The sequence below is a fragment of the Lachnoclostridium sp. An76 genome (assembly GCF_002161355.1).
GTDB lineage: Bacteria > Bacillota > Clostridia > Lachnospirales > Lachnospiraceae > Mediterraneibacter > Mediterraneibacter caccavium.
In genome coordinates, this window is record NZ_NFHL01000001.1 from 908500 (window position 1) to 931808 (window position 23309).

The window sequence follows — 23309 nt, forward strand, 5'->3', positions numbered from 1 at the left end:
GAAAGCTATGCTTTCTCAATAAGTACAGTAAATCCTGTCGTTAGTCTGCGTCTGATCCCGTCAAGCTTACCGTAGCATTCCTTTTCGTCACTCAGCTGATTTCCCCACTCATCTGGAGAATACTGACAGCTGAAGAGTGTGGAGGTGCCAAGGTCATCCCGAAGTTTTATGAGATGATACAGGATCTTGATCCCTTCTTCTGAATACCTGCTTATGGCAAAATCATCAATGAACAGCAGCTGGATCCGTGCATAGTACCTGATCCTCTTACGATACTTGTTCAGGTCTTCCTGGCGGTTGAGGACGATCAGTTCGTCCAGCAGGTCACTATAGTCTACGAACTTACAACGGTAATTACGTCTGCATGCTTCCACACAACAGGCAGACAGGAAATAAGACTTGCCGGCACCGGTGACTCCATAGATCCCGACGTTCTGCCGGTTCTCAGCGAAATGAAATTTCAGGATCTGTTCAACGGTGGCATCATTGTAGATGCGTCCGTTGCCGGTTTTCAGATTCTCGGCCAAAGCACCTTTATTGATCAGGCTGCTGAGCCGCAGATTTGTTTCAAACCTGTTGTTGAGTGTTTCTATGTACTGAGGTTCCAGAACCTCACGGATAAACTGCAAAGCGGTATAGCTGCCGAATTCAGGACTTTTAGACAGTTCTGCGAAACGCTGGGCGGCTACCGGCAGGGATAGTGTGTCCAACATCTCATAGATATCAGTAGTCTTATTCTTCATTGCCTGCCTCCGTTTCCTGACGCTTCAGCAGGTTCTTAAGGGAATACTTGCTGTCATCATCTTTGTAGGCGCCGGATACGGCTGTTGCAGCATCTTCGTTGGGACTGCTCTGTGGCATTGTACTTTGCAGCGGCTCTTTATGGTAAGTTGAGATTGTGTTACAGATATAGGAATAGTTGCATCTCCCAGCTAAAACGGCGTCTTTACAGCAGCGTTCCAGGGCTTCCGGCGAGTACTTCTCCGCATACCGCAGAATACCAAAGCAGCTTCGGAATGACTGCACCGGATAAGCGTATTTTCGAATGACTGCATCGATCAAAGCACGGGTGCTGGGTCCGATAGCAGATGCTTTCTGTTGAAAATAAGGCACCGTCCAATAGCCATAGTCTTTGTATTCGGCAGGCATGTCCGAGGGGATGATCACCCAGTCTTTCGGTGTGTAGCTCCGCTTATGCGTCCGGATGAAGTCGCCGTGTTTGTTATAGACATAGATTTCTTTTTCCCCTGCCCGGATCTCAAGTTCCTGTCGCAGATATTTCCGGGGCATGCTATAATGGACCTTGTCGAAGGTGAAGGAGAAATCTTGTGCTACTTTAACAGTCTTTCGTTCAAGATATTCAAAACGACTGGGCGGAAGAGGCAGGAGAGTCTCCTTCTCTTCTGTCGTAAAGAGATCGTACCGGGAATAGGTGAGCCCCTCAAAAGGCTTCCGATTCTCGGCATCCACCTTTTCCATCAGGACACGGTTTAAATCATCCAGCGAATAAAAGACCATATCTTCCATATCCATGAGGATGTGCATGGTAATGATCTTTACGTGGCCTTCCACAACTGGTTTCCAGCGGGGGGATTTCACTTTGGCAGGGGTTAAAACCGTATTGTTATGTTCTGCCCATGCCTGGAAATCTTTATTCAGGACAGGGCTGATCCAGTCTTTATTCCGGGCAACTGCTACTTTGCAATTATCCGGGGTGATTGTCGGCGTCACGCCGCCAAAATAGGACAGAGCATTATTGTTGACCCGGATCCAGTTCCGGATATCGCATTCGGTCATTCCTTCAGCGTAAAAGTAATCACTGTAGGTGAGGGCAGCGATAAAGATCGTGACCTTTATGGTCTCATCCGGGTTCCGGCGGTTATGCAGATAGAGCTGCTTCCCCGCATAGTCCAGTTCGAGATTGACACCGGGATAACGCTGGATGTGGAAGGTCAGCTGTTTGGAATCAGCCCATTCGCTGTAACGCCTGCAGTATTGGCGATAACTCATAGGTTTCTTCCCGTCTACGATACCTATGGCATTGTATTTCTGCCACAGATGTTTCAGGGTCTCCCCTTTGCGGGCTAAAGCCTTGTAGACAGCTTCCTTGTTAAAATCCCGATAGAGAAGCTGGTTCGCTGATACACCAGGCTTTTTATAGAGAATACTCTCAATGTATTCATTCGTGACATCTGCCGGTAAAGGGTATGAGAGTTTCGGATTCTCTCTGAAACGCTTCAGGAACTCGTTTACGGTTGTTTTGCTGCAGTCGCCGCAGCTTTCGGCAATCTCACGGCAGCTAAGATGGTTCACAAAGTGAAGCCGTAGTACTTTTTTGTAATCCATAGTAGGACCTCCAGATATAATATTTCTCCATTTTAAGGAGATGCGCTTATTATATCTGAAGATCTATTGTCCGGTTAATGTGTCCCTACTTGTCCGCTAATTATGTCTCAGACTGTCCGCCGAATATGGCACAGGTGTCCGTTTAGCCCGACAATCTGCAATAAATACTAATAAATGCGGAAGAACCAATTTTATTCTGAACTTCCAAAAAAATTGACACTCAATAAATTGGCGCTCATTGGGGAAGCTGAAAAAAGCCTGTAAAATCAAGGAAAATCCCATTTTTCACTTGTATTTTTTGGAAAAATATGGCATGATACAAGAGAGGCAATTAACCCTCAAATATTAAACGGATGGAGTGCCATATGTACCTGGACTGTACGATAAAGATACCTGATTTCTGAACTTCCAAAAAAATTGACACTCAATAAATTGGCGCTCATTGGGGAAGCTGAAAAAAGCCTGTAAAATCAAGGAAAATCCCATTTTTCACTTGTATTTTTTGGAAAAATATGGCATGATACAAGAGAGGCAATTAACCCTCAAATATTAAACGGATGGAGTGCCATATGTACCTGGACTGTACGATAAAGATACCTGATTCAAACGGGAAAATCACGAAGAAGACAATCAAGGGAACGACGTATATCTATTATGAATACGCGCGGATTTATCTGAAAGATAAGAAGTATAACACACCGAGACGGATATGTATCGGCAAGCAGATTCCGGGCCAGCCTGCACTCATGTTGCCGAATGACAAGTTCTTAAAGATATTTCCACAGGAAATCCTGCCGGAAGAGAAACAGGGATACCGAAGTGGCTGCCTTCGTATTGGGGCTTATATTGTGATTCGGAAGGTCATATCTGACTACAGATTGGATCTGATGCTTGCAAGAATCGTTGGAAAGGATGCGGGGCTGTTTCTGGATCTGGCTGCCTATACAATCATTACCGAAGGAAATGCCGCCCAGTATTATCCGGATTATGCTTTCAACCATCCATTGATGACAGAGGATATGCGTATATACAGTGATTCGAAAGTGTCCGATTTTCTTAGCCGGACTACGACAGACCAACGGATTCTGTTTTTGAATGAATGGAACGAGAAGAGAGATCATAGGGAAAGGATCTATATTTCTTACGATTCCACAAACAAAAACAGCCAGGCCGGCGACATCGATCTGGTAGAGTTTGGCCATCCAAAAGATGACCAGGGGAAAGAAATCTTTAATTATTCCATTGCCTATGACCGGAATAATAGAGAGCCTTTGTTCTACGAGTCTTATCCCGGAAGCATTGTAGACATATCCCAGCTTCAGTATACGCTTGGCAAAGCGAAGGGATATGGGTACAGACGGGTTGGGTTTATTCTGGACCGGGGATATTTTAGCAAGGAAAATATCCGGTTCATGGATGATAATGGATATGATTTCGTTATCATGGCCAAGGGGATGAAAAAACTGGTCAGCGATATCATACTGGAGCGAAGAGGACGTTTCGAGGATGATCGGAAAAACAGTATCCGCGCCTACAAAGTCAGTGGCACAACTGTTCGGCGGAAACTATATGCAGATGATGAAAAAGAGAGGTATTTCCATATTTATTATAGTGACAGCAAAAGGCAGTCTGAGCGGGAAAAATTTGAAGATAAAATTGACCAGATGGGAAAGAAACTAAAAGACTGTATGGGGCTGCCAGTTCGTCTGAGAGGAGATTTTATTAAATATTTCGATCTGGTGTACTGGCATGAAGGCCTGGAAGATGAGAAGTTCATGTCCGGAATCGAAAAGACAGAAATAATCAACCGGGAGATACAGCTTTGTGGTTATTTTGTGATTGTGACTTCGGATAAGATGACAGCAGAGGAAGCGCTGACGCTGTATAAGAGCAGGGATGGATCGGAGAAACTTTTCCGGGGAGATAAATCGTATCTCGGGGCGCGGAGTGAGCGGGTTTACTCTAATGAGTCAATGGATACAAAGATATTTATAGAGTTTGTAGCCACGATTATCCGAAGTAAGATATATACCTGTCTGAAAGACGAAATGGACCGACAGGAACACAGGAGAAATTTCATGACAGTGCCTGCAGCCATAAAGGAACTGGAAAAGATAGAGATGCTAAAAGGTGCTGATAATGAATACCGTTTGGATTATGCAGTTACTGCCAGACAAAAAGAGATCCTGAAAGCTTTCGGCCTTACAGCATCTAATGTACAGAAACAGGCGGCTGCAATCAGTTCAGATCTGGCAAGGATTGAGGTTGAGGAGTTTGAAAAAGCAGCAAACGAACAAATGAAAACACTGTGATATGGGAGGGCAGGAATGAGTATTCCGTGGCTTCAGAGCCATTCAATCCGTTACAGAGAGCCATCCATTCCGAACGATAGAGCCACCTGAATTATAAGGGCAATCCGCTGTTGAGAGCCACCTCTTGAAGCAATACAATCATCCTAACGGATGAATCCGTAATACTTTGAGAGGAGGACGATCAAATGTCCAAAGAAAAACAAATTTTACATATGCTGCTGGATGGTTATAGCCAACGGCACATTGCCAGTACCTTGTGCGTATCCAGGAATACGGTTGCTAAGGTGGCGAAAGCAGCCTCAGATCACCAGTTATCGAAAGATGCACTGGAATCCATGGAAGAAATGGAAATCCACAATACACTTTTTCCAGAAGAAGCATTGCTCCCAACATTAGTCACGCCGGATTTTCCTTATATTCATAAGGAATTATTGAAAAGCGGCGTAACATTAAAGCTGTTATGGCAGGAGTATGTTGATACCTGCCGGGATGCCGGAAAACCGCCATACGGCTACTCCCAATACTGCAAGTTATATCAGGATTATGTTTCGAAAAATAAGCTTACCATGCATATCCAGCATAAACCTGGTGACAAACTGATGGTCGATTGGGCCGGGACCGCTCTGCCCCTTTATGATAAGATCTCTGGGAACAGCAGCAAGGTTTATCTGTTTGTAGCGACGCTGCCTTTCAACATGTACTGCTATGCGCAGGCATGCCGTACCATGAAAGAGGAGGACTGGATCAATGCGCATATCGCTATGTATGAGTTCTTCGGCGGTGTCACCAGGATCCTGACCCCGGATAATCTGAAGGTTGGGATCCTCAGCAACAGAAAATACGAGGATCCAGTCGTAAACCGCTCTTACCAGGAGCTTGCGGATCACTATCACACTGCATTGCTTCCCGCCCGGGTATTGGCCCCGCGTGATAAAGCAGCTGTAGAAGGGAGTGTTGGGAATCTGACTTCCCACATCATTGCCCGTCTGCGGAACCGGAAATTTTTTGACATCCATACCATGAATGCAGCGATCCGAAAGGAACTGGATCGGTTCAATGAGGCTCCTTTCCAGAAAAAAGACGGTTCCCGTCACTCTGTATTTCTGGAAGAGGAACTTCCCTTTTTACAGCCGCTTCCCAGATATCCATATGAGTTTGCCCAATGGAAATCCGCTACCGTTCAGCTGAACTACCACATTGCCATAGATTTTCAGAACTATTCGGTCCCTTATGAGTATGTGCGCAAGAAAGTGGATGTCCGGTACACCAAGAGCAGCATTGAGGTTTATTACAAAGGGAATCGGATCTGCAGCCACAAACGTCTTTATGGACGCCGCGGGCAGTATTCCACGATCCCGGAGCACATGCCTGTCAACCATCAGCTGTACAGTGAATGGGATAAGGCAAGGTTCCTTAAGTGGGCATCTGGTATCGGTGAGTCAACCCATCAGGTGATCCAGGGGATCTTTGATTCCTACCGGATCGAAGAGCAGGCTTATAAGGGTTGCCTGTCTCTCCTGAAACTGGCTGATAAATATACTCCGGAAAGATTGGAACATGCCTGCAAAGCAGCTTTGGAGCGGATCCCCAGCCCGCGTTATAAGAATATCCGCCTGATCCTGGAATCTGGCAATGACAAGGTTGCTGGCCCATCAAACCAATCCTCTGAGGCTATCCATGACGAAAGCTATGCCCTGGTCCGTGGGGCTTCTTATTACGGAGGTGGCAGCCATGAAAAATGATACGGTGAAAAAGTTAAAGTCCATGAGGCTGCCTGCCTTTGCGGAAGCTTATGAAAAACAGATCGACCAGGAAGCTGAATACGGCTCCATGTCCTTCCATGAACGTCTCATGCTGTTGGTTGATGCGGAATACGATTCCCGGCATAATAACAATATCAAAAGATTGATCAAGAACGCGAAGTTCTCTGACTCATCTGCATTTCTTGGAAACATTGATTATCTGCCGGACCGGCACCTGAACCGGGATCTTCTGGAGAGCCTGGCGGATAATGACTACATCCGCCAAGGGCTGAATGTCATCCTGATCGGGGCTACAGGTACCGGCAAAAGCTTTATTGCTAATGCACTGGGAGTCAACGCCTGCCAATCCGGATATAAGACTAGATATATCCGTCTGCCGGAACTGTTCAGCGAACTGGAAGCAGCGAGGATACAGGGAAAATATCATCAAGTGATGAAGCAGTTTCAAAAGCTTCCACTTGTGATTCTTGATGAATTCCTTTTGATCCCTGCCTCCGAGCAGGAGCAAAGGGATCTGTTGGAACTGATGGAATACCGCTGCGGCCAGGTCTCCACCATCTTCTGTTCCCAGTTCATGCCGGAAGGCTGGCATGAAAGATTAGGAGGCAGTGCCCTTGCCGATTCCATCCTTGACCGTATCATCCCATCTGCCTATACCATGCGGATTGACGGGGATGTTTCAATGCGGCAAAGGAAAAGGATGATCAAAAACTAAATCATCCTACTGGGAGCCACGACACGGGTCATGGCTCCCACCATCGGACGATTGGCTCTCGATAACGGATTCCATGGCTCTATTCCAGGAGATTGGGTGGCTCCGCCACCGCAGAATATTCAAGGAAGATGGCGAGACGGGTTGTGACATTAGAAGAAAAGATAGAGAAAGCTCAGATCAATGTGGCCGAAACAAAAGTGAAATACGATAAGGCAGTTGATGAATTGGAAAAGCTTCTGACGAAACGGAAGGAGCGGGATAACAAGCAGCTCCTGGAAGCATTCTCAAAAAGCGAGAAAACCCTTGCAGAAGTCATTGAATTCCTGCAAGGGAATAGGCCGTCAGAAGATTGAGTGTTACATAACAATTGGACAGGGGAAGAAAAAGCATGATGACACTAACGCAGTATAAAAAAGTAATTAAATCTTTAACCAGAGATGAATTAGAAGCGCATTTATTTGAAATGTTCAAATCTTCTAAAGTTTTCAAGGATATCGAAAGCAGTTGTTGGAGCGTGGAATCCAATGATGAATTGATAGCCAGTCTGCAGAAACGATTAGAAAAGGTTTTCTGGAAGGAACAGTTTTCTTTGAGTGAATGCAAAGGTGTGCTGAACGACTACCTAAGCAGAACTGTAGATGAAGGAACGAAGGCTCTGATGCACCTTGCTTTCGCTGCCGAAGCCGCAGAACTTAGTGCAGTATACGGTGACTATGGGGAAAGATTTTACAACAGCCTTGAATCCTCAGCTGAAAAATTTTTGAATTATGCGAAACTGCATCCGGATTTCTTCAGCCTCCACGAAACAGAATTCGAAAACCTCATATCTACTGCCGATCCTCTGGGGTATGGCGTATCAGATGATCTGGGATATATGATGGAAAACGTTCGCATAGAACTCGGGTATTATGATGATCCAGATGGGGACAAGTGATGACTGCAATTAGCGTTGAGGGTTAAAAAACTCAGGAAGTTAAGGTGATTCAAACGGGAAAATCACGAAGAAGACAATCAAGGGAACGACGTATATCTATTATGAATACGCGCGGATTTATCTGAAAGATAAGAAGTATAACACACCGAGACGGATATGTATCGGCAAGCAGATTCCGGGCCAGCCTGCACTCATGTTGCCGAATGACAAGTTCTTAAAGATATTTCCACAGGAAATCCTGCCGGAAGAGAAACAGGGATACCGAAGTGGCTGCCTTCGTATTGGGGCTTATATTGTGATTCGGAAGGTCATATCTGACTACAGATTGGATCTGATGCTTGCAAGAATCGTTGGAAAGGATGCGGGGCTGTTTCTGGATCTGGCTGCCTATACAATCATTACCGAAGGAAATGCCGCCCAGTATTATCCGGATTATGCTTTCAACCATCCATTGATGACAGAGGATATGCGTATATACAGTGATTCGAAAGTGTCCGATTTTCTTAGCCGGACTACGACAGACCAACGGATTCTGTTTTTGAATGAATGGAACGAGAAGAGAGATCATAGGGAAAGGATCTATATTTCTTACGATTCCACAAACAAAAACAGCCAGGCCGGCGACATCGATCTGGTAGAGTTTGGCCATCCAAAAGATGACCAGGGGAAAGAAATCTTTAATTATTCCATTGCCTATGACCGGAATAATAGAGAGCCTTTGTTCTACGAGTCTTATCCCGGAAGCATTGTAGACATATCCCAGCTTCAGTATACGCTTGGCAAAGCGAAGGGATATGGGTACAGACGGGTTGGGTTTATTCTGGACCGGGGATATTTTAGCAAGGAAAATATCCGGTTCATGGATGATAATGGATATGATTTCGTTATCATGGCCAAGGGGATGAAAAAACTGGTCAGCGATATCATACTGGAGCGAAGAGGACGTTTCGAGGATGATCGGAAAAACAGTATCCGCGCCTACAAAGTCAGTGGCACAACTGTTCGGCGGAAACTATATGCAGATGATGAAAAAGAGAGGTATTTCCATATTTATTATAGTGACAGCAAAAGGCAGTCTGAGCGGGAAAAATTTGAAGATAAAATTGACCAGATGGGAAAGAAACTAAAAGACTGTATGGGGCTGCCAGTTCGTCTGAGAGGAGATTTTATTAAATATTTCGATCTGGTGTACTGGCATGAAGGCCTGGAAGATGAGAAGTTCATGTCCGGAATCGAAAAGACAGAAATAATCAACCGGGAGATACAGCTTTGTGGTTATTTTGTGATTGTGACTTCGGATAAGATGACAGCAGAGGAAGCGCTGACGCTGTATAAGAGCAGGGATGGATCGGAGAAACTTTTCCGGGGAGATAAATCGTATCTCGGGGCGCGGAGTGAGCGGGTTTACTCTAATGAGTCAATGGATACAAAGATATTTATAGAGTTTGTAGCCACGATTATCCGAAGTAAGATATATACCTGTCTGAAAGACGAAATGGACCGACAGGAACACAGGAGAAATTTCATGACAGTGCCTGCAGCCATAAAGGAACTGGAAAAGATAGAGATGCTAAAAGGTGCTGATAATGAATACCGTTTGGATTATGCAGTTACTGCCAGACAAAAAGAGATCCTGAAAGCTTTCGGCCTTACAGCATCTAATGTACAGAAACAGGCGGCTGCAATCAGTTCAGATCTGGCAAGGATTGAGGTTGAGGAGTTTGAAAAAGCAGCAAACGAACAAATGAAAACACTGTGATATGGGAGGGCAGGAATGAGTATTCCGTGGCTTCAGAGCCATTCAATCCGTTACAGAGAGCCATCCATTCCGAACGATAGAGCCACCTGAATTATAAGGGCAATCCGCTGTTGAGAGCCACCTCTTGAAGCAATACAATCATCCTAACGGATGAATCCGTAATACTTTGAGAGGAGGACGATCAAATGTCCAAAGAAAAACAAATTTTACATATGCTGCTGGATGGTTATAGCCAACGGCACATTGCCAGTACCTTGTGCGTATCCAGGAATACGGTTGCTAAGGTGGCGAAAGCAGCCTCAGATCACCAGTTATCGAAAGATGCACTGGAATCCATGGAAGAAATGGAAATCCACAATACACTTTTTCCAGAAGAAGCATTGCTCCCAACATTAGTCACGCCGGATTTTCCTTATATTCATAAGGAATTATTGAAAAGCGGCGTAACATTAAAGCTGTTATGGCAGGAGTATGTTGATACCTGCCGGGATGCCGGAAAACCGCCATACGGCTACTCCCAATACTGCAAGTTATATCAGGATTATGTTTCGAAAAATAAGCTTACCATGCATATCCAGCATAAACCTGGTGACAAACTGATGGTCGATTGGGCCGGGACCGCTCTGCCCCTTTATGATAAGATCTCTGGGAACAGCAGCAAGGTTTATCTGTTTGTAGCGACGCTGCCTTTCAACATGTACTGCTATGCGCAGGCATGCCGTACCATGAAAGAGGAGGACTGGATCAATGCGCATATCGCTATGTATGAGTTCTTCGGCGGTGTCACCAGGATCCTGACCCCGGATAATCTGAAGGTTGGGATCCTCAGCAACAGAAAATACGAGGATCCAGTCGTAAACCGCTCTTACCAGGAGCTTGCGGATCACTATCACACTGCATTGCTTCCCGCCCGGGTATTGGCCCCGCGTGATAAAGCAGCTGTAGAAGGGAGTGTTGGGAATCTGACTTCCCACATCATTGCCCGTCTGCGGAACCGGAAATTTTTTGACATCCATACCATGAATGCAGCGATCCGAAAGGAACTGGATCGGTTCAATGAGGCTCCTTTCCAGAAAAAAGACGGTTCCCGTCACTCTGTATTTCTGGAAGAGGAACTTCCCTTTTTACAGCCGCTTCCCAGATATCCATATGAGTTTGCCCAATGGAAATCCGCTACCGTTCAGCTGAACTACCACATTGCCATAGATTTTCAGAACTATTCGGTCCCTTATGAGTATGTGCGCAAGAAAGTGGATGTCCGGTACACCAAGAGCAGCATTGAGGTTTATTACAAAGGGAATCGGATCTGCAGCCACAAACGTCTTTATGGACGCCGCGGGCAGTATTCCACGATCCCGGAGCACATGCCTGTCAACCATCAGCTGTACAGTGAATGGGATAAGGCAAGGTTCCTTAAGTGGGCATCTGGTATCGGTGAGTCAACCCATCAGGTGATCCAGGGGATCTTTGATTCCTACCGGATCGAAGAGCAGGCTTATAAGGGTTGCCTGTCTCTCCTGAAACTGGCTGATAAATATACTCCGGAAAGATTGGAACATGCCTGCAAAGCAGCTTTGGAGCGGATCCCCAGCCCGCGTTATAAGAATATCCGCCTGATCCTGGAATCTGGCAATGACAAGGTTGCTGGCCCATCAAACCAATCCTCTGAGGCTATCCATGACGAAAGCTATGCCCTGGTCCGTGGGGCTTCTTATTACGGAGGTGGCAGCCATGAAAAATGATACGGTGAAAAAGTTAAAGTCCATGAGGCTGCCTGCCTTTGCGGAAGCTTATGAAAAACAGATCGACCAGGAAGCTGAATACGGCTCCATGTCCTTCCATGAACGTCTCATGCTGTTGGTTGATGCGGAATACGATTCCCGGCATAATAACAATATCAAAAGATTGATCAAGAACGCGAAGTTCTCTGACTCATCTGCATTTCTTGGAAACATTGATTATCTGCCGGACCGGCACCTGAACCGGGATCTTCTGGAGAGCCTGGCGGATAATGACTACATCCGCCAAGGGCTGAATGTCATCCTGATCGGGGCTACAGGTACCGGCAAAAGCTTTATTGCTAATGCACTGGGAGTCAACGCCTGCCAATCCGGATATAAGACTAGATATATCCGTCTGCCGGAACTGTTCAGCGAACTGGAAGCAGCGAGGATACAGGGAAAATATCATCAAGTGATGAAGCAGTTTCAAAAGCTTCCACTTGTGATTCTTGATGAATTCCTTTTGATCCCTGCCTCCGAGCAGGAGCAAAGGGATCTGTTGGAACTGATGGAATACCGCTGCGGCCAGGTCTCCACCATCTTCTGTTCCCAGTTCATGCCGGAAGGCTGGCATGAAAGATTAGGAGGCAGTGCCCTTGCCGATTCCATCCTTGACCGTATCATCCCATCTGCCTATACCATGCGGATTGACGGGGATGTTTCAATGCGGCAAAGGAAAAGGATGATCAAAAACTAAATCATCCTACTGGGAGCCACGACACGGGTCATGGCTCCCACCATCGGACGATTGGCTCTCGATAACGGATTCCATGGCTCTATTCCAGGAGATTGGGTGGCTCCGCCACCGCAGAATATTCAAGGAAGATGGCGAGACGGGTTGTGACATTAGAAGAAAAGATAGAGAAAGCTCAGATCAATGTGGCCGAAACAAAAGTGAAATACGATAAGGCAGTTGATGAATTGGAAAAGCTTCTGACGAAACGGAAGGAGCGGGATAACAAGCAGCTCCTGGAAGCATTCTCAAAAAGCGAGAAAACCCTTGCAGAAGTCATTGAATTCCTGCAAGGGAATAGGCCGTCAGAAGATTGAGTGTTACATAACAATTGGACAGGGGAAGAAAAAGCATGATGACACTAACGCAGTATAAAAAAGTAATTAAATCTTTAACCAGAGATGAATTAGAAGCGCATTTATTTGAAATGTTCAAATCTTCTAAAGTTTTCAAGGATATCGAAAGCAGTTGTTGGAGCGTGGAATCCAATGATGAATTGATAGCCAGTCTGCAGAAACGATTAGAAAAGGTTTTCTGGAAGGAACAGTTTTCTTTGAGTGAATGCAAAGGTGTGCTGAACGACTACCTAAGCAGAACTGTAGATGAAGGAACGAAGGCTCTGATGCACCTTGCTTTCGCTGCCGAAGCCGCAGAACTTAGTGCAGTATACGGTGACTATGGGGAAAGATTTTACAACAGCCTTGAATCCTCAGCTGAAAAATTTTTGAATTATGCGAAACTGCATCCGGATTTCTTCAGCCTCCACGAAACAGAATTCGAAAACCTCATATCTACTGCCGATCCTCTGGGGTATGGCGTATCAGATGATCTGGGATATATGATGGAAAACGTTCGCATAGAACTCGGGTATTATGATGATCCAGATGGGGACAAGTGATGACTGCAATTAGCGTTGAGGGTTAAAAAACTCAGGAAGTTAAGGTTTATTATACAATAAACACCTGTACCCGCAGGGAGAAACAGGGATGTAAAAATTTGCTTACTGGATCATGTAAAAAAGTACTTACCATACAATGTAAAAATCTGCTTACCAGGGTATGTAAAAAACTCCTTACCATACGATGTAAAAAACATCTTACCTAACAATGTAAAAAAGTGCTTGACATTTGCAGAGGGGCGTAGGATTTGACGTTTACCAAAAGAGAAACATCCAGATATGTTCCTTAAGGACAGTTATCCGCCCCATTCCATGAGGCATAGTACAGCCTGTCATCTGATAGAAGCGGGAGTAGATATTGTGACAATCAAAAATATCCTTGGACATGTATCTGTACAGACAACACAGATTTATGCAGAAATGTCGCAGGATTCTGTTGATAGGAAACTTAAAGAATGGAATGACAAATGGTTTGGCAGTAATGTAAAAGTGAAGGAAGCCAAAACAAATATCCCTGGATTTCTGAAGAGAAAGTAAAATATTATTCGAGAAGAATTATTGAGAATATCGCTATTGACTATAATAACCAGAATCTTCTCGGATAATAATTCTTCTCGGATAATCGGTGTATCCTGTTGCGATAAAAATCTTGTCAAAACCGGTTGCATCATTCAGCATGTAAAAGGCCTCCGATCCTGCTTAGAAGTTCCGCAGAAGCAGTGTTTGAAATCTCTATCGAAAAGGAGTCCTTTCGAATGATCACATCTGGCCTGAATGCAGCTGATGATACGACGGATTGTTCAGGTAACCTTAATTCAACAAAATCAACTGATGGGTCTGCAGGTATACTTACAGATTTGACTGCTGGAGGTGAAGAAGACTCTATTGTAGAAATATAAGCCTCTTCACGTAGCCGGCGCTGCCAATAAAAGAATGACTTATCAGAAATACCATGTTCCCTACACCAGGCGGTTTTGTTCATTCCGCTAGCAAGGCATTCTTTTATGATTTTAGTCCATTGTTCGCAGCGGACTTTGTGTGTGATTTTATCCATGAGATAGCCCTCCCTGAAAAACCTTAGTTTTTTTAGAGTAATTATCTCACAAAAACTAGCAAGCGACACGGTACCGGCTATCTACCATTTACTATTTGGCGCTTACAAAAAAATTGTAGTTTTCTGGAGTTATTATCTCATGGAGTGAGGGAACTAGCACGGTACTGGGGATTTACCGTATACGAAGTATATGGCTTGGATCCTGCTTAGGCTGAGTAACTATCATCAGGTAGCTCTCGACACACCGGACTGGCGGCTCCGCCGCATCATAATATTTATTTGTCTTCCGGGAAATATTATTTCAGAGTAAATAACGAATGTATAAACTAGCAGGTTCCGGAAACTGCAATCAAAAAATATACCGATACTTATGATTTACCATGTATATTCAAACTATCTGGAAAAGATCTTAGTGATTTGTGCTTCCATTATATTCCAAACAACTAATTAGTTCTGGGGCATTATGAATAGTGCAAAAATCATAATCGGAATCAGGGTTAAAACCAAACCCATAAGTGACACCTATAAAATCAACTTTAGCTTCTATCGAACCATTAAGATCGCTATCGCTATCTCCGACAAGAACTGCTTCGCATTCATCAACCCCACAAAGAGCACAACATTTTCTTAAAAGCCTTGCTTTGGTATACTCATCAGAATCATCCATTCCACAAATCACGTCAAAATATTCAAAAATCCCCATCTTATTAAGCATATAAGATGCAAAACGTTCCGCCTTAAGGGTAGCAATACCAATTTTATATCGCTGCCTTTTTAGTTCAGATAGTGTATCCTTAATTCCTGGATATAAACAGGCTTTGTGAATCCCACTCTCTGCGTATCTTTCACGATAAATATTTACCGCTCTTTTAGCCTGATTTTCTGAAAATCCAAATTGTTTCTTATAAATTTCTAAAAGAGCAGCTCCTATAACCCCACGTAAAACATTCTCAGACGGAACATTTCTTTCCATAGCCGCTAATGTATATCTATGAGAATCAAGAATACCTTCAGATGTATCGGCAATTGTTCCATCAAAATCAAAAATAACCAATTTATATTTCATATTTACTTTTTGTTAATACCTCATAATCTATTCCCTGAAGGGAAAGTTTTAATTGCTTTTCGATATCATTATTTTTCTTTTTTGCAGTTTCATAATCAAGTGATTTTTGATATCCTCTTATTACGTAATTTTTAGTAGAATCTACATCAAAGCCATCAAATCCAGCCATAATAATTTTCCTCACTTTTGCTTTTTTTAATATTCTTATAAGCATCGCTCCTGCATTATCAGCTGCATCGCCCTCTCCAAGTAAAGAAGAATAATTAAAAACTAACGCGTTATTAATTTTTAGATTAGACGTTGCAATTATACAACTAGGTAACCTTTCATCGAAAGAACTTAATCTTTTTTCATTAGAAACAAAAAGTGCATCCGTTACAAATTGAGTAGTTGTAAAATTTGTTGTAATTACAAATCTATTAATGAGTGCCTTATCAATTTTATTTTTTTCTCTTATAATACTCGAACCAGAACCCAAAATAAGGACTTCTCTACCATGTATTATATTACACAATTCAAGAGCAGCTTTTTCGTCATTAATTTCCGATGACTGGTAAGCAGTATATAAATGTTCAATTAATTTCTCGTTATATTCCTTTCTCTCTTCAATCGGGAGTAATGATAATATTTTCTCAATATTTTCAATATCCAAAGTTTCTCTTCCGATTAAATATGAAGCATAATTCGGATGACATTTTGACGAACCTGACAAGAAATACGGAAGATCATAGCCCCACCTTTGTTCCGCATAAATTGGCATAAGATATTTGTCAACAATATTTAATATCGGTGTTATAAAATACCGATGCTCTATGTTAGTATTAATATAATCGCATAATAGCTCTGTTGCAAGATTTCCGACACCTCTTCCCATCCCATAGCAAGAAGAATCAATAATAATGCTTCTTTTATTTGCCAAACGAATCATTTCCTGAGCGTTGGCAAAACTCATTTGTAAATTATTATGTGAGTGAAACCCTAAACAAATATCTTGAGCTAAATTATTATCAATCAAATAGAAAAATCTCCTCATATCATGACGATACATTACACCTAATGTGTCCACAAGATAAAATGCATACGGTTTTAATTCATTCACATCTTTAAGCAATTGTAATAGCGATTCATCATCATAACTTGTTGTTCCTACTGGTTGTATACAAACCCTATATCCTTTCTCTATTATCTTTCGAATTGAATTTTTAGCATCCTGCCATTCATTTTTTCTGAAAGTCACTCTGATAATATCTGCTCCTCGTCCATCATATACTGGAATTTTATGATAAACTTTATTATGATGCTCAATCATAGCTGCATATAGAACCTTTTCAAATTTTGGAGCAATCGCTTTAGAGATCTGATCCATCGAGTTGAATACCGATAATTCATCACTGGGTATTGCATTCCTAATAAAACCACACTCAATTATATCTATTTTAGCTTCAGCCAATGATTTTACAACACTTCTTATTGTTTGTTTTCCAAATTTCCAGTTGTTAATGTATCCTCCATCGCGCAAAGTGCAGTCCAATACTCTAACCTTATTATTCATCAATTGTCACTTCTCCTCTATAAATCATACCTTCAATAATTGTTTTTACATATTCCAAATCTTTTGGCGTATCAACTGAAAGACTATGTGTTTTAACTTCTACCATCTTTATTTTTTTCCCATGTTCAATAAAACGAAGTTCATTTATGTCTTCGATTTTCTCATTATATCCCTTAGGTGTTGTTGCAAAAAATTCCAACGCTGATTTACTATAAAGCAAAACGCCAACATGCTTATAGTATTTATAGTCAATAGACGACTTCGGATATGGAATTGGACTTCTCGACATGAACAGAGCATTGCTTTCTTCATCTGTAACAACCTTAATATTCGTAAAATCTACCACTTCTGAAGGACGAGAAATCTCTGTCATGAGGTTACTTACATAGAACTCCTTATCTATCCAACTCGTTGGAATAATTGCACGAATTATCTCTGGATCAATGAGTGGTTCGTCACCGTTGATAACAACATATAAATCACTCTCTACTTTATGGGCTACCTCATTTACCCTTTCAGTACTTGTTCCATGACGTGAATCTGTCATGATAGAATTAATACCAAGCTCTCTACACACAGAAAATATTCTATCATCATCTGTTGCAACATATACTTCGTCAATTTCCAATACTTTTTTTACCTGGTTAAATACCCACCAAATCATAGGTTTCCCACATAAATCAACTAAAGGTTTCCCTGGAAATCTTGACGATTGATAGCGTGCCGGAATAATTGCTACTATTTTCATTTTACAAACCTCCTATTGCTTTCTATGTTCTGTAATAAAAGAAATTATAAGTCTTCTTAGTCCATTTAATTGTAAATAACTTTCTACTTTAAATCTTTCTTTTTAAAATCAAACCAAATCTTCCCCATGCTTGTCTGCCTCCACGTGTAAACTTTAGCATGATAAGTGAAATAACAGCACAAATTGTCAATGTTACCATTAGCCGAAGCACAATCCCTAAAATTCCATAAGGCAAAAAATTACCAACAAAAAAAGTAATTGCAAAAGCTATACCACAGAAAAGCACAGATTTTAATACTAGTGCTCCATATTCAAATGCTTTTACATTGAAACAATGCTTGAAAAATACTATTGATTCCCATGGCATCTCAATCACTGCTAGAGCAAAAATAGAAGAAATAATTACACCTGGAAGCCCAATAATTTGAACCATTGCAACATTCATCACTAAGTTGACGATTACAGACACATAAGGTTTTAGAAAATCAGCTCTCCACAATCCAGCTGCCTCATAGAACGTAAACAATGGCTTTCTCGTGCTTTTAATAAAATAGTAAAGAGCAAGTAAAATAGGTATTTCAATTCCTAGTAAATTACCAGAGCCAACCCAGACCGTTATAAATGGCTGATATAGTATGGTAAAACAACACACACATACCATTGAAATAATGATTGTTATATTGAATATATCTTTAAATAGTGAAAAATTATTCTCCTTTGAATTTGACACCAAACTATTTCCTACAACTGATTGGATTGCAGAATATACCGTTGTCTCTATTGCGAATACAGCAGAAAAAATCGTAAAATAATTCGTATATTTTGCAAGCACCACTAAACCGAGATATTTTGATATCACTATTGAATCAACTGATGTGAAAACAACACCACCAAGTTTATTTCCAATCAGGGCCCCTACCCTTGTAAGTATCCCCTTCCTATCTTCTTTTGACAGTTTTCCCTTTCCCCTATATTGTGGATATTTTTTGTCAATCAAAATTGCTCTAAAAATATTGTTGGCAACCGTAACAATCGGAAGAATAATTATATAAAGAAAATACTCTCGAAATAGGAGTAAAACCACAATTTGGAGGCCATGGGAAATAATACTTCTAACTGTATCTATAATACTATCTATATCATTTCTCATTGTTGCTACAAGAACAGCACTTTTATAACTAAATAAAAAATATGAAATAGCTGCGTTTACTAATAAAATAAGATAAACTATGTATATATTTATATCGCTCGGATAAGTAGTCCCTTCTGCAATAAACCATTGTAAATTTGGTAGTAAAATTAATCCTACACCCAGAATTATAACACCAATAACTCTGTAAACAGTCTTGTAGAAGCAAAGAAGGCCTTTAACTTTTTCATCTTCTTTCTCCGCAACCGGTTTATACATAGTATAAACAATAGCTGAGCTAAACCCGAGTTCCGAAAGTGAAAGCATATTTAATACTGAGGCAAAAAGGCTGTCAACCCCCAGATACTCTATTCCTATTGTTTGAATCATTATTGTTCTTGTAGTAAACGGTAGCAAAGTAACCAAAATTTTACTCACAATGCTAACACTAATATTAATCAACGAACGTTTTGTTCTATTAATGCCCATAACTTTACATCGTCCTTATAATTTTTTCATCATATCTGTTATCTACCATTTTTATACGATACCCACTCTTATTTACAAGCATCATAGACAAAATGTCCATTGCATCAACTATAGATGCCTGTCCAAGCAACGACTTATCTAATATAGAAAGCTCGGTACATGCCAATATAAAAGTATAATCACCAATCTTTTCCATCAACCTAGCTAATTTTAACGCTGTTTTAATGTAGTCAACATTTGCTGTATCTTTAATTTGATAAATTATTGATTGCACTTCTTCACACTGTTTATCGCTTGGATATAAAATTTCGAGACCATCATGATTGGTCTGATTATAAATTTTCGCAGTTTTTGTCCCTTGTGTACATAGCACACAACAACTTTTATTCAAATTACTTAATGCTATATACTTCAATGTATATTCGGGCATATTTATAAAACTGATGCCGTAAAGTTTCGCCTTTTTATCAATAAGCTTTGCGAAATAGTGCGCTGTATTACAAACCATTCCTATTGTTCCCTGGGGTTTAAGCACAGAAGAAAAAATATCCAACGCCTCATCAATACCATCAAATGGAGAGCTACCTTGTTTTGTTAAAATATAGTGCGTTCTATCCGGAATTTTGCTGTTATCTAAAATAATAATTGAAGGATGCTCTTGATCACAATTTGCATCTGTAAAATTCACTATCTTATCGAATAATATAGAAGTAGCCTTAGGTCCCATACCGCCTATTATTCCTATGTCATACATAAATCAGTCCTCAATCCCTTTTAGTTTATGATAAAACCTTACAAGCTGTTCACTTTTTGCCAATTTATATCTTATGTGATAACAAATCCTATAAAAATCTGTGCCTACAGGGTACTTGTGATTTTCTTTCAACATTTTGGTTACTTTTTTTGCAAAAACCCCTTGATCAGCTTCTATATTTTTACCAATAAACTTTGCCTTATTATTATTGAAAAAAGAAAGGTCAAAAATATCTTCATACTCCTTCAATATACCCTGCGCATAAAATAACCCTATCATTCTCCCACATTTATTGCAGTAACCACAGTTTAGTTTTGCAGCTTTATTTTTCCCTCCGGCACTTTGTTCCACTGAACATACTTGAAGAAACTTTTTAGTATAATCTGAATTGATAATGTAATCCAATTTATCCATTCTATCTACTTCTGTACCAGCTGAGTAGAACGCCATATTAGAAGTTGTCAATGTTTTTAGCGAAAATATGTCATATCTGCCTGATGACACAATAAGATTCTCATCCATTGAATAATCATTTGCCTTAAATGTAGAGGAGAAATAATATGCCTTGAAAAGCTTTCCTAATGCCAACGGTGCACTACAATATTGCTGTGCAAAATAATGATTAAAAATTCCTGGATGCTTATAAAAGCTATATAGATTTGTATAAACTGAAATCGACTTCAATCCCAAATAGTTAGCTGCCTCAATTTTCATTGGAAGGTCCCTGTCAAATAAAGATCGAATCCTACCGTCATCATAATCATTGGTGGATATATTCGTAAAAAGCACATGGGTCAATTTAAAACTCTTTAATTTATCTTTGCTATACTTCAGCATGGTATATGTGGAATCTACGCCGCCAGAATTTCCCGTTCCAATTTTACCTTCATTTTCAACGGGCTCATTGGTTGTATCAGCCGTAATATGAATTGCGTTCATGTCAGAAAACAAATCGCTAATTAGGGGAATGTAATACATATTAATTTGGAAATACAATTGTTCGGTTAAAACACATTCACAAATAATATCATTTTCATCAAACATACAGGAATTAATGAGCCCAACAACAAATGCATCACAACGATCATCGTTCAAAAATCGACCATATTCCTCTTCCACTTCATAATACAGAACAGATTTATCACCATTTGTTTCGATGTCTGCGCATAATCTAACTTTCCCATTATGTAAATTCTCTATATATGGCTTTCCTATCTTAAGCACTCCCATTTATAGTTCCTCCATTTTATTTAAAATATAAATATTTCTTAGTCCCAGTTCCGGATCTGCAAGATACTGTTCCAAAATATCCTTGTAATAAGATGCCAAATAATTTCCTTCTAATTTGCAAAGGCTATATCCGTAATAAGATATTGGTACCTTCTCCAGTACAGGATTGAAATTTAATATACTTCCAGATAGAGTGGTTATTAAAACCTTCTCCGAAAAATCATTATTAATCTGAATCACTTCAAATGGGATTACTGAATTCTCATCCACTTTTAATCCAGCTCGAATGTATTTTTCTTTGTCATCTCTTGGATGAACTTTTACCAACAAATTATCTCTTCCCACTCTATCAGCAATTTTTATTGCTAATTCAAGTTCTCCAATAGGATTACCTCCCTCAATATCATAGATGCACGAAAGAAAAATATATTTTTCTTTATATTCAAATTTTATATTCGTACAAAATATAGTATTCAGATATTCCTTGATTCTTGAACTGTGATTGATTAATGGTATCTGAATACTCGGGATACCGCTCCTATTCGCTTTAGGCGAAAAACAGTAAAATCCAGATATGACATCTTTCATATTTCTCTTATTTAAAAGTCGTCTAATTTTATAACTCGCCTGTAACACACCACAGGATGTCTCGGGCGTGTTAAGAGACATCACCCCTTCCTCCATCTTATTTACGACAATATCTTTGTTCTTTTTATAGAAAAATGCATAAACAATATGTGAAGGTATATCTAAATTAAACCCGACAAATTCATCAAAAATACACTTCTTGATTTCTTTCGGAACCATTCCCAAAATGCATTGTATTGTTAATGTAATCGATTTTTTTACAGTTTTTACATCAATACAAGCAACCTGCTCAAAGAGTTTTGTCTTACGAAGGTTCTTTACGATGTTTTCATAGTTCTTTATTTCATTAGTAATAATTATTGAACCGCTCTTATTAAAAGATAATGCTATTTGCACGGCAACAATTAGCTGATAATTGGTATTGCAGAAAAAAAGTGTCTTCATTTGTCATTTCACCTCTAAATTCAGAAGCTTTTGAATTCCAATCTTGTTCATAATTTTGCAAACTAATCTAAACAACGACTTCGAAAAATAAAATAGTTTCAACATAATTCTTCGAGACCTCATAATTTCGTTTATATTGAAATATTTCTTGTTTTCAATCAAAAAAACCTCCGTCTCCTGCTTATACGGTGCTAATTTTTCTATAGCATCCGTGCATGCATGAAAATACATGCTGATAGCATAATGTGCTGCGTTTGCTCCGACACTGCCAATAATATCTGGATAATACTTACAAGCATACTCATAATGATCTCTATATCCCAAATAAAAATGATATGGTTTTATTGGATTTGGAGTATATGAAATACTACTTTTATTGACCCTATATTTATATAACGGTTCATTAACAAAAGCTACTTTGCTAGCCTTTTCATACACATGGTAAGTCGTTGGAATATCTTCATACAGTCTTCCATATGGGAACCGAATTCCATCCCAACAATTGATGTCATATACTGCTTTAACAACTTCACTTCCGATTTTATCCAAAAGAATTTGCTTAACAATTTCTTTTGCAGCAACAACACATCCTGACTCCCGGGTATAATTAAATTTGTTAAAAAAATTGATACCATCTGTTTGGACGATATCAAACATGATTATTTCTGCTAATGTTTCTTCTCGTATTCGCATGGTCTTTTCATATGTTTCTTTTTCAATCCAGTCATCGCTATCAATAAAAGAAACAAACTGACCATTAGCTTTTTCCAAGCCCGCATTTCTTGCGGAAGCTAACCCACCATTTTCTTTATGGATAACTCGTACTCTTGCATCCTTTAAGGCGTACTCATCACATAGTCTTGGACAATTATCCGGAGATCCATCATCAACAAGTAATATTTCTAAATTGGTATAAGTCTGGTTTAAAATTGACTCTACACATCGGTCTAAATATTCTTCAACTTTGTATACAGGTATTATCACGCTAATTAAGGAATCTATTGCCATGTCCTA

22 protein-coding genes are annotated in these 23309 nt (G+C 40.5%); 11 read left to right on the forward strand and 11 right to left on the reverse strand.

Annotation, left to right across the window (positions count from 1 at the left end; genetic code table 11):
• Positions 1-5: 5 nt before the first annotated feature.
• A complete protein-coding gene (locus tag B5G27_RS04065; RefSeq protein WP_087150789.1) occupies positions 6-743 on the reverse strand; it encodes an ATP-binding protein in 738 nt (245 codons plus the stop codon).
• The gene (gene istA / locus B5G27_RS04070) at positions 733-2346 is read right to left on the reverse strand and encodes an IS21 family transposase (protein WP_087177396.1); all 1614 of its coding nucleotides are present in this window, start codon (positions 2344-2346) and stop codon (positions 733-735) included. The genes B5G27_RS04065 and istA (B5G27_RS04070) overlap by 11 nt, the downstream gene beginning before the upstream one ends.
• Positions 2347-2915: 569 nt before the next feature.
• On the opposite strand from istA (B5G27_RS04070), the gene B5G27_RS04075 reads away from it, so the two are divergent.
• From B5G27_RS04075 to B5G27_RS04125, 11 genes are all read left to right on the forward strand, one after another.
• Positions 2916-4658 carry an IS1634 family transposase gene (locus B5G27_RS04075; protein ID WP_087177758.1) on the forward strand — a complete coding sequence of 581 codons (1743 nt, stop codon included), beginning with the start codon at positions 2916-2918 and terminating at the stop codon, positions 4656-4658.
• Between the two features lie 185 nt (positions 4659-4843).
• Positions 4844-6400, forward strand: coding sequence for an IS21 family transposase (istA, locus tag B5G27_RS04080; RefSeq protein ID WP_087177669.1), 1557 nt, complete (start codon positions 4844-4846; stop codon positions 6398-6400).
• On the forward strand, positions 6390-7136 hold the full coding sequence (istB, locus tag B5G27_RS04085; RefSeq protein ID WP_087177670.1) for an IS21-like element helper ATPase IstB: 747 nt from the start codon (positions 6390-6392) through the stop codon (positions 7134-7136). Before istA (B5G27_RS04080) ends, istB (B5G27_RS04085) begins: the two co-directional genes overlap by 11 nt.
• A gap of 128 nt (positions 7137-7264) precedes the next feature.
• Positions 7265-7489 carry a hypothetical protein gene (locus tag B5G27_RS04090; protein ID WP_162611184.1) on the forward strand — a complete coding sequence of 75 codons (225 nt, stop codon included), beginning with the start codon at positions 7265-7267 and terminating at the stop codon, positions 7487-7489.
• A gap of 35 nt (positions 7490-7524) precedes the next feature.
• Complete coding sequence (locus tag B5G27_RS04095; protein WP_087177672.1) at positions 7525-8070, forward strand: hypothetical protein; 546 nt, start codon at positions 7525-7527, stop codon at positions 8068-8070.
• Between the two features lie 61 nt (positions 8071-8131).
• On the forward strand, positions 8132-9829 hold the full coding sequence (locus tag B5G27_RS04100) for an IS1634 family transposase (RefSeq protein WP_087177673.1): 1698 nt from the start codon (positions 8132-8134) through the stop codon (positions 9827-9829).
• Between the two features lie 185 nt (positions 9830-10014).
• On the forward strand, positions 10015-11571 hold the full coding sequence (gene istA, locus B5G27_RS04105) for an IS21 family transposase (RefSeq protein WP_087177669.1): 1557 nt from the start codon (positions 10015-10017) through the stop codon (positions 11569-11571).
• Positions 11561-12307 carry an IS21-like element helper ATPase IstB gene (gene istB, locus B5G27_RS04110; protein WP_087177670.1) on the forward strand — a complete coding sequence of 249 codons (747 nt, stop codon included), beginning with the start codon at positions 11561-11563 and terminating at the stop codon, positions 12305-12307. The genes istA (B5G27_RS04105) and istB (B5G27_RS04110) overlap by 11 nt, the downstream gene beginning before the upstream one ends.
• Positions 12308-12435: 128 nt before the next feature.
• Positions 12436-12660, forward strand: a complete 225-nt coding sequence (locus B5G27_RS04115; protein WP_162611184.1) for a hypothetical protein — start codon at positions 12436-12438, stop codon at positions 12658-12660.
• A 35-nt stretch (positions 12661-12695) separates the two neighbouring features.
• A complete protein-coding gene (locus B5G27_RS04120) occupies positions 12696-13241 on the forward strand; it encodes a hypothetical protein (protein ID WP_087177672.1) in 546 nt (181 codons plus the stop codon).
• A gap of 279 nt (positions 13242-13520) precedes the next feature.
• Positions 13521-13778, forward strand: coding sequence for a tyrosine-type recombinase/integrase (locus B5G27_RS04125; protein WP_087177674.1), 258 nt, complete (start codon positions 13521-13523; stop codon positions 13776-13778).
• A 130-nt stretch (positions 13779-13908) separates the two neighbouring features.
• Here B5G27_RS04125 and tnpA read toward each other — a convergent pair whose 3' ends face one another.
• The 9 genes from tnpA to B5G27_RS04170 form a co-directional block, all read right to left on the reverse strand.
• Entirely contained in the window at positions 13909-14295 is a 387-nt protein-coding gene (tnpA, locus tag B5G27_RS04130) for an IS66 family insertion sequence element accessory protein TnpA (protein WP_054352605.1), read from the reverse strand.
• A 409-nt stretch (positions 14296-14704) separates the two neighbouring features.
• A complete protein-coding gene (locus B5G27_RS04135) occupies positions 14705-15361 on the reverse strand; it encodes an HAD family hydrolase (protein ID WP_087177675.1) in 657 nt (218 codons plus the stop codon).
• Positions 15351-16913 (reverse strand): aldolase catalytic domain-containing protein, encoded by a 1563-nt coding sequence (locus tag B5G27_RS04140; protein WP_087177676.1) that lies wholly within the window; start codon positions 16911-16913, stop codon positions 15351-15353. The genes B5G27_RS04135 and B5G27_RS04140 overlap by 11 nt, the downstream gene beginning before the upstream one ends.
• The gene (kdsB, locus tag B5G27_RS04145) at positions 16906-17661 is read right to left on the reverse strand and encodes a 3-deoxy-manno-octulosonate cytidylyltransferase (RefSeq protein ID WP_087177677.1); all 756 of its coding nucleotides are present in this window, start codon (positions 17659-17661) and stop codon (positions 16906-16908) included. Before kdsB ends, B5G27_RS04140 begins: the two co-directional genes overlap by 8 nt.
• A gap of 88 nt (positions 17662-17749) precedes the next feature.
• Positions 17750-19279: a lipopolysaccharide biosynthesis protein gene (locus B5G27_RS04150; RefSeq protein ID WP_087177678.1), complete on the reverse strand. Its 1530-nt coding sequence runs from the start codon at positions 19277-19279 to the stop codon at positions 17750-17752.
• A 4-nt stretch (positions 19280-19283) separates the two neighbouring features.
• Positions 19284-20033: an aspartate/glutamate racemase family protein gene (locus B5G27_RS04155; RefSeq protein ID WP_087177679.1), complete on the reverse strand. Its 750-nt coding sequence runs from the start codon at positions 20031-20033 to the stop codon at positions 19284-19286.
• A gap of 3 nt (positions 20034-20036) precedes the next feature.
• Positions 20037-21263 (reverse strand): hypothetical protein, encoded by a 1227-nt coding sequence (locus B5G27_RS04160; protein WP_087177680.1) that lies wholly within the window; start codon positions 21261-21263, stop codon positions 20037-20039.
• Positions 21264-22295: a hypothetical protein gene (locus B5G27_RS04165; protein WP_087177681.1), complete on the reverse strand. Its 1032-nt coding sequence runs from the start codon at positions 22293-22295 to the stop codon at positions 21264-21266.
• A 3-nt stretch (positions 22296-22298) separates the two neighbouring features.
• Positions 22299-23303 (reverse strand): glycosyltransferase family 2 protein, encoded by a 1005-nt coding sequence (locus B5G27_RS04170; RefSeq protein WP_143449641.1) that lies wholly within the window; start codon positions 23301-23303, stop codon positions 22299-22301.
• Positions 23304-23309: the final 6 nt, after the last annotated feature.

Coding starts and splice junctions, on each gene's coding strand:
- B5G27_RS04065 (WP_087150789.1), bottom strand. CDS start 743: ATGAAGAATAAGACTACTGATATCTATGAGATGTTGGACACACTATCC.
- istA (WP_087177669.1), top strand. CDS start 10,015: ATGTCCAAAGAAAAACAAATTTTACATATGCTGCTGGATGGTTATAGC.
- B5G27_RS04150 (WP_087177678.1), bottom strand. CDS start 19,279: ATGGGCATTAATAGAACAAAACGTTCGTTGATTAATATTAGTGTTAGC.
- B5G27_RS04095 (WP_087177672.1), top strand. CDS start 7,525: ATGATGACACTAACGCAGTATAAAAAAGTAATTAAATCTTTAACCAGA.
- B5G27_RS04170 (WP_143449641.1), bottom strand. CDS start 23,303: ATGGCAATAGATTCCTTAATTAGCGTGATAATACCTGTATACAAAGTT.
- B5G27_RS04075 (WP_087177758.1), top strand. CDS start 2,916: ATGTACCTGGACTGTACGATAAAGATACCTGATTCAAACGGGAAAATC.
- B5G27_RS04090 (WP_162611184.1), top strand. CDS start 7,265: ATGGCGAGACGGGTTGTGACATTAGAAGAAAAGATAGAGAAAGCTCAG.
- B5G27_RS04155 (WP_087177679.1), bottom strand. CDS start 20,033: ATGTATGACATAGGAATAATAGGCGGTATGGGACCTAAGGCTACTTCT.
- tnpA (WP_054352605.1), bottom strand. CDS start 14,295: ATGGATAAAATCACACACAAAGTCCGCTGCGAACAATGGACTAAAATC.
- kdsB (WP_087177677.1), bottom strand. CDS start 17,661: ATGAAAATAGTAGCAATTATTCCGGCACGCTATCAATCGTCAAGATTT.
- B5G27_RS04135 (WP_087177675.1), bottom strand. CDS start 15,361: ATGAAATATAAATTGGTTATTTTTGATTTTGATGGAACAATTGCCGAT.
- B5G27_RS04140 (WP_087177676.1), bottom strand. CDS start 16,913: ATGAATAATAAGGTTAGAGTATTGGACTGCACTTTGCGCGATGGAGGA.
- B5G27_RS04160 (WP_087177680.1), bottom strand. CDS start 21,263: ATGGGAGTGCTTAAGATAGGAAAGCCATATATAGAGAATTTACATAAT.
- istA (WP_087177396.1), bottom strand. CDS start 2,346: ATGGATTACAAAAAAGTACTACGGCTTCACTTTGTGAACCATCTTAGC.
- B5G27_RS04115 (WP_162611184.1), top strand. CDS start 12,436: ATGGCGAGACGGGTTGTGACATTAGAAGAAAAGATAGAGAAAGCTCAG.
- B5G27_RS04165 (WP_087177681.1), bottom strand. CDS start 22,295: ATGAAGACACTTTTTTTCTGCAATACCAATTATCAGCTAATTGTTGCC.
- istB (WP_087177670.1), top strand. CDS start 6,390: ATGAAAAATGATACGGTGAAAAAGTTAAAGTCCATGAGGCTGCCTGCC.
- istB (WP_087177670.1), top strand. CDS start 11,561: ATGAAAAATGATACGGTGAAAAAGTTAAAGTCCATGAGGCTGCCTGCC.
- B5G27_RS04120 (WP_087177672.1), top strand. CDS start 12,696: ATGATGACACTAACGCAGTATAAAAAAGTAATTAAATCTTTAACCAGA.
- B5G27_RS04125 (WP_087177674.1), top strand. CDS start 13,521: ATGTTCCTTAAGGACAGTTATCCGCCCCATTCCATGAGGCATAGTACA.
- istA (WP_087177669.1), top strand. CDS start 4,844: ATGTCCAAAGAAAAACAAATTTTACATATGCTGCTGGATGGTTATAGC.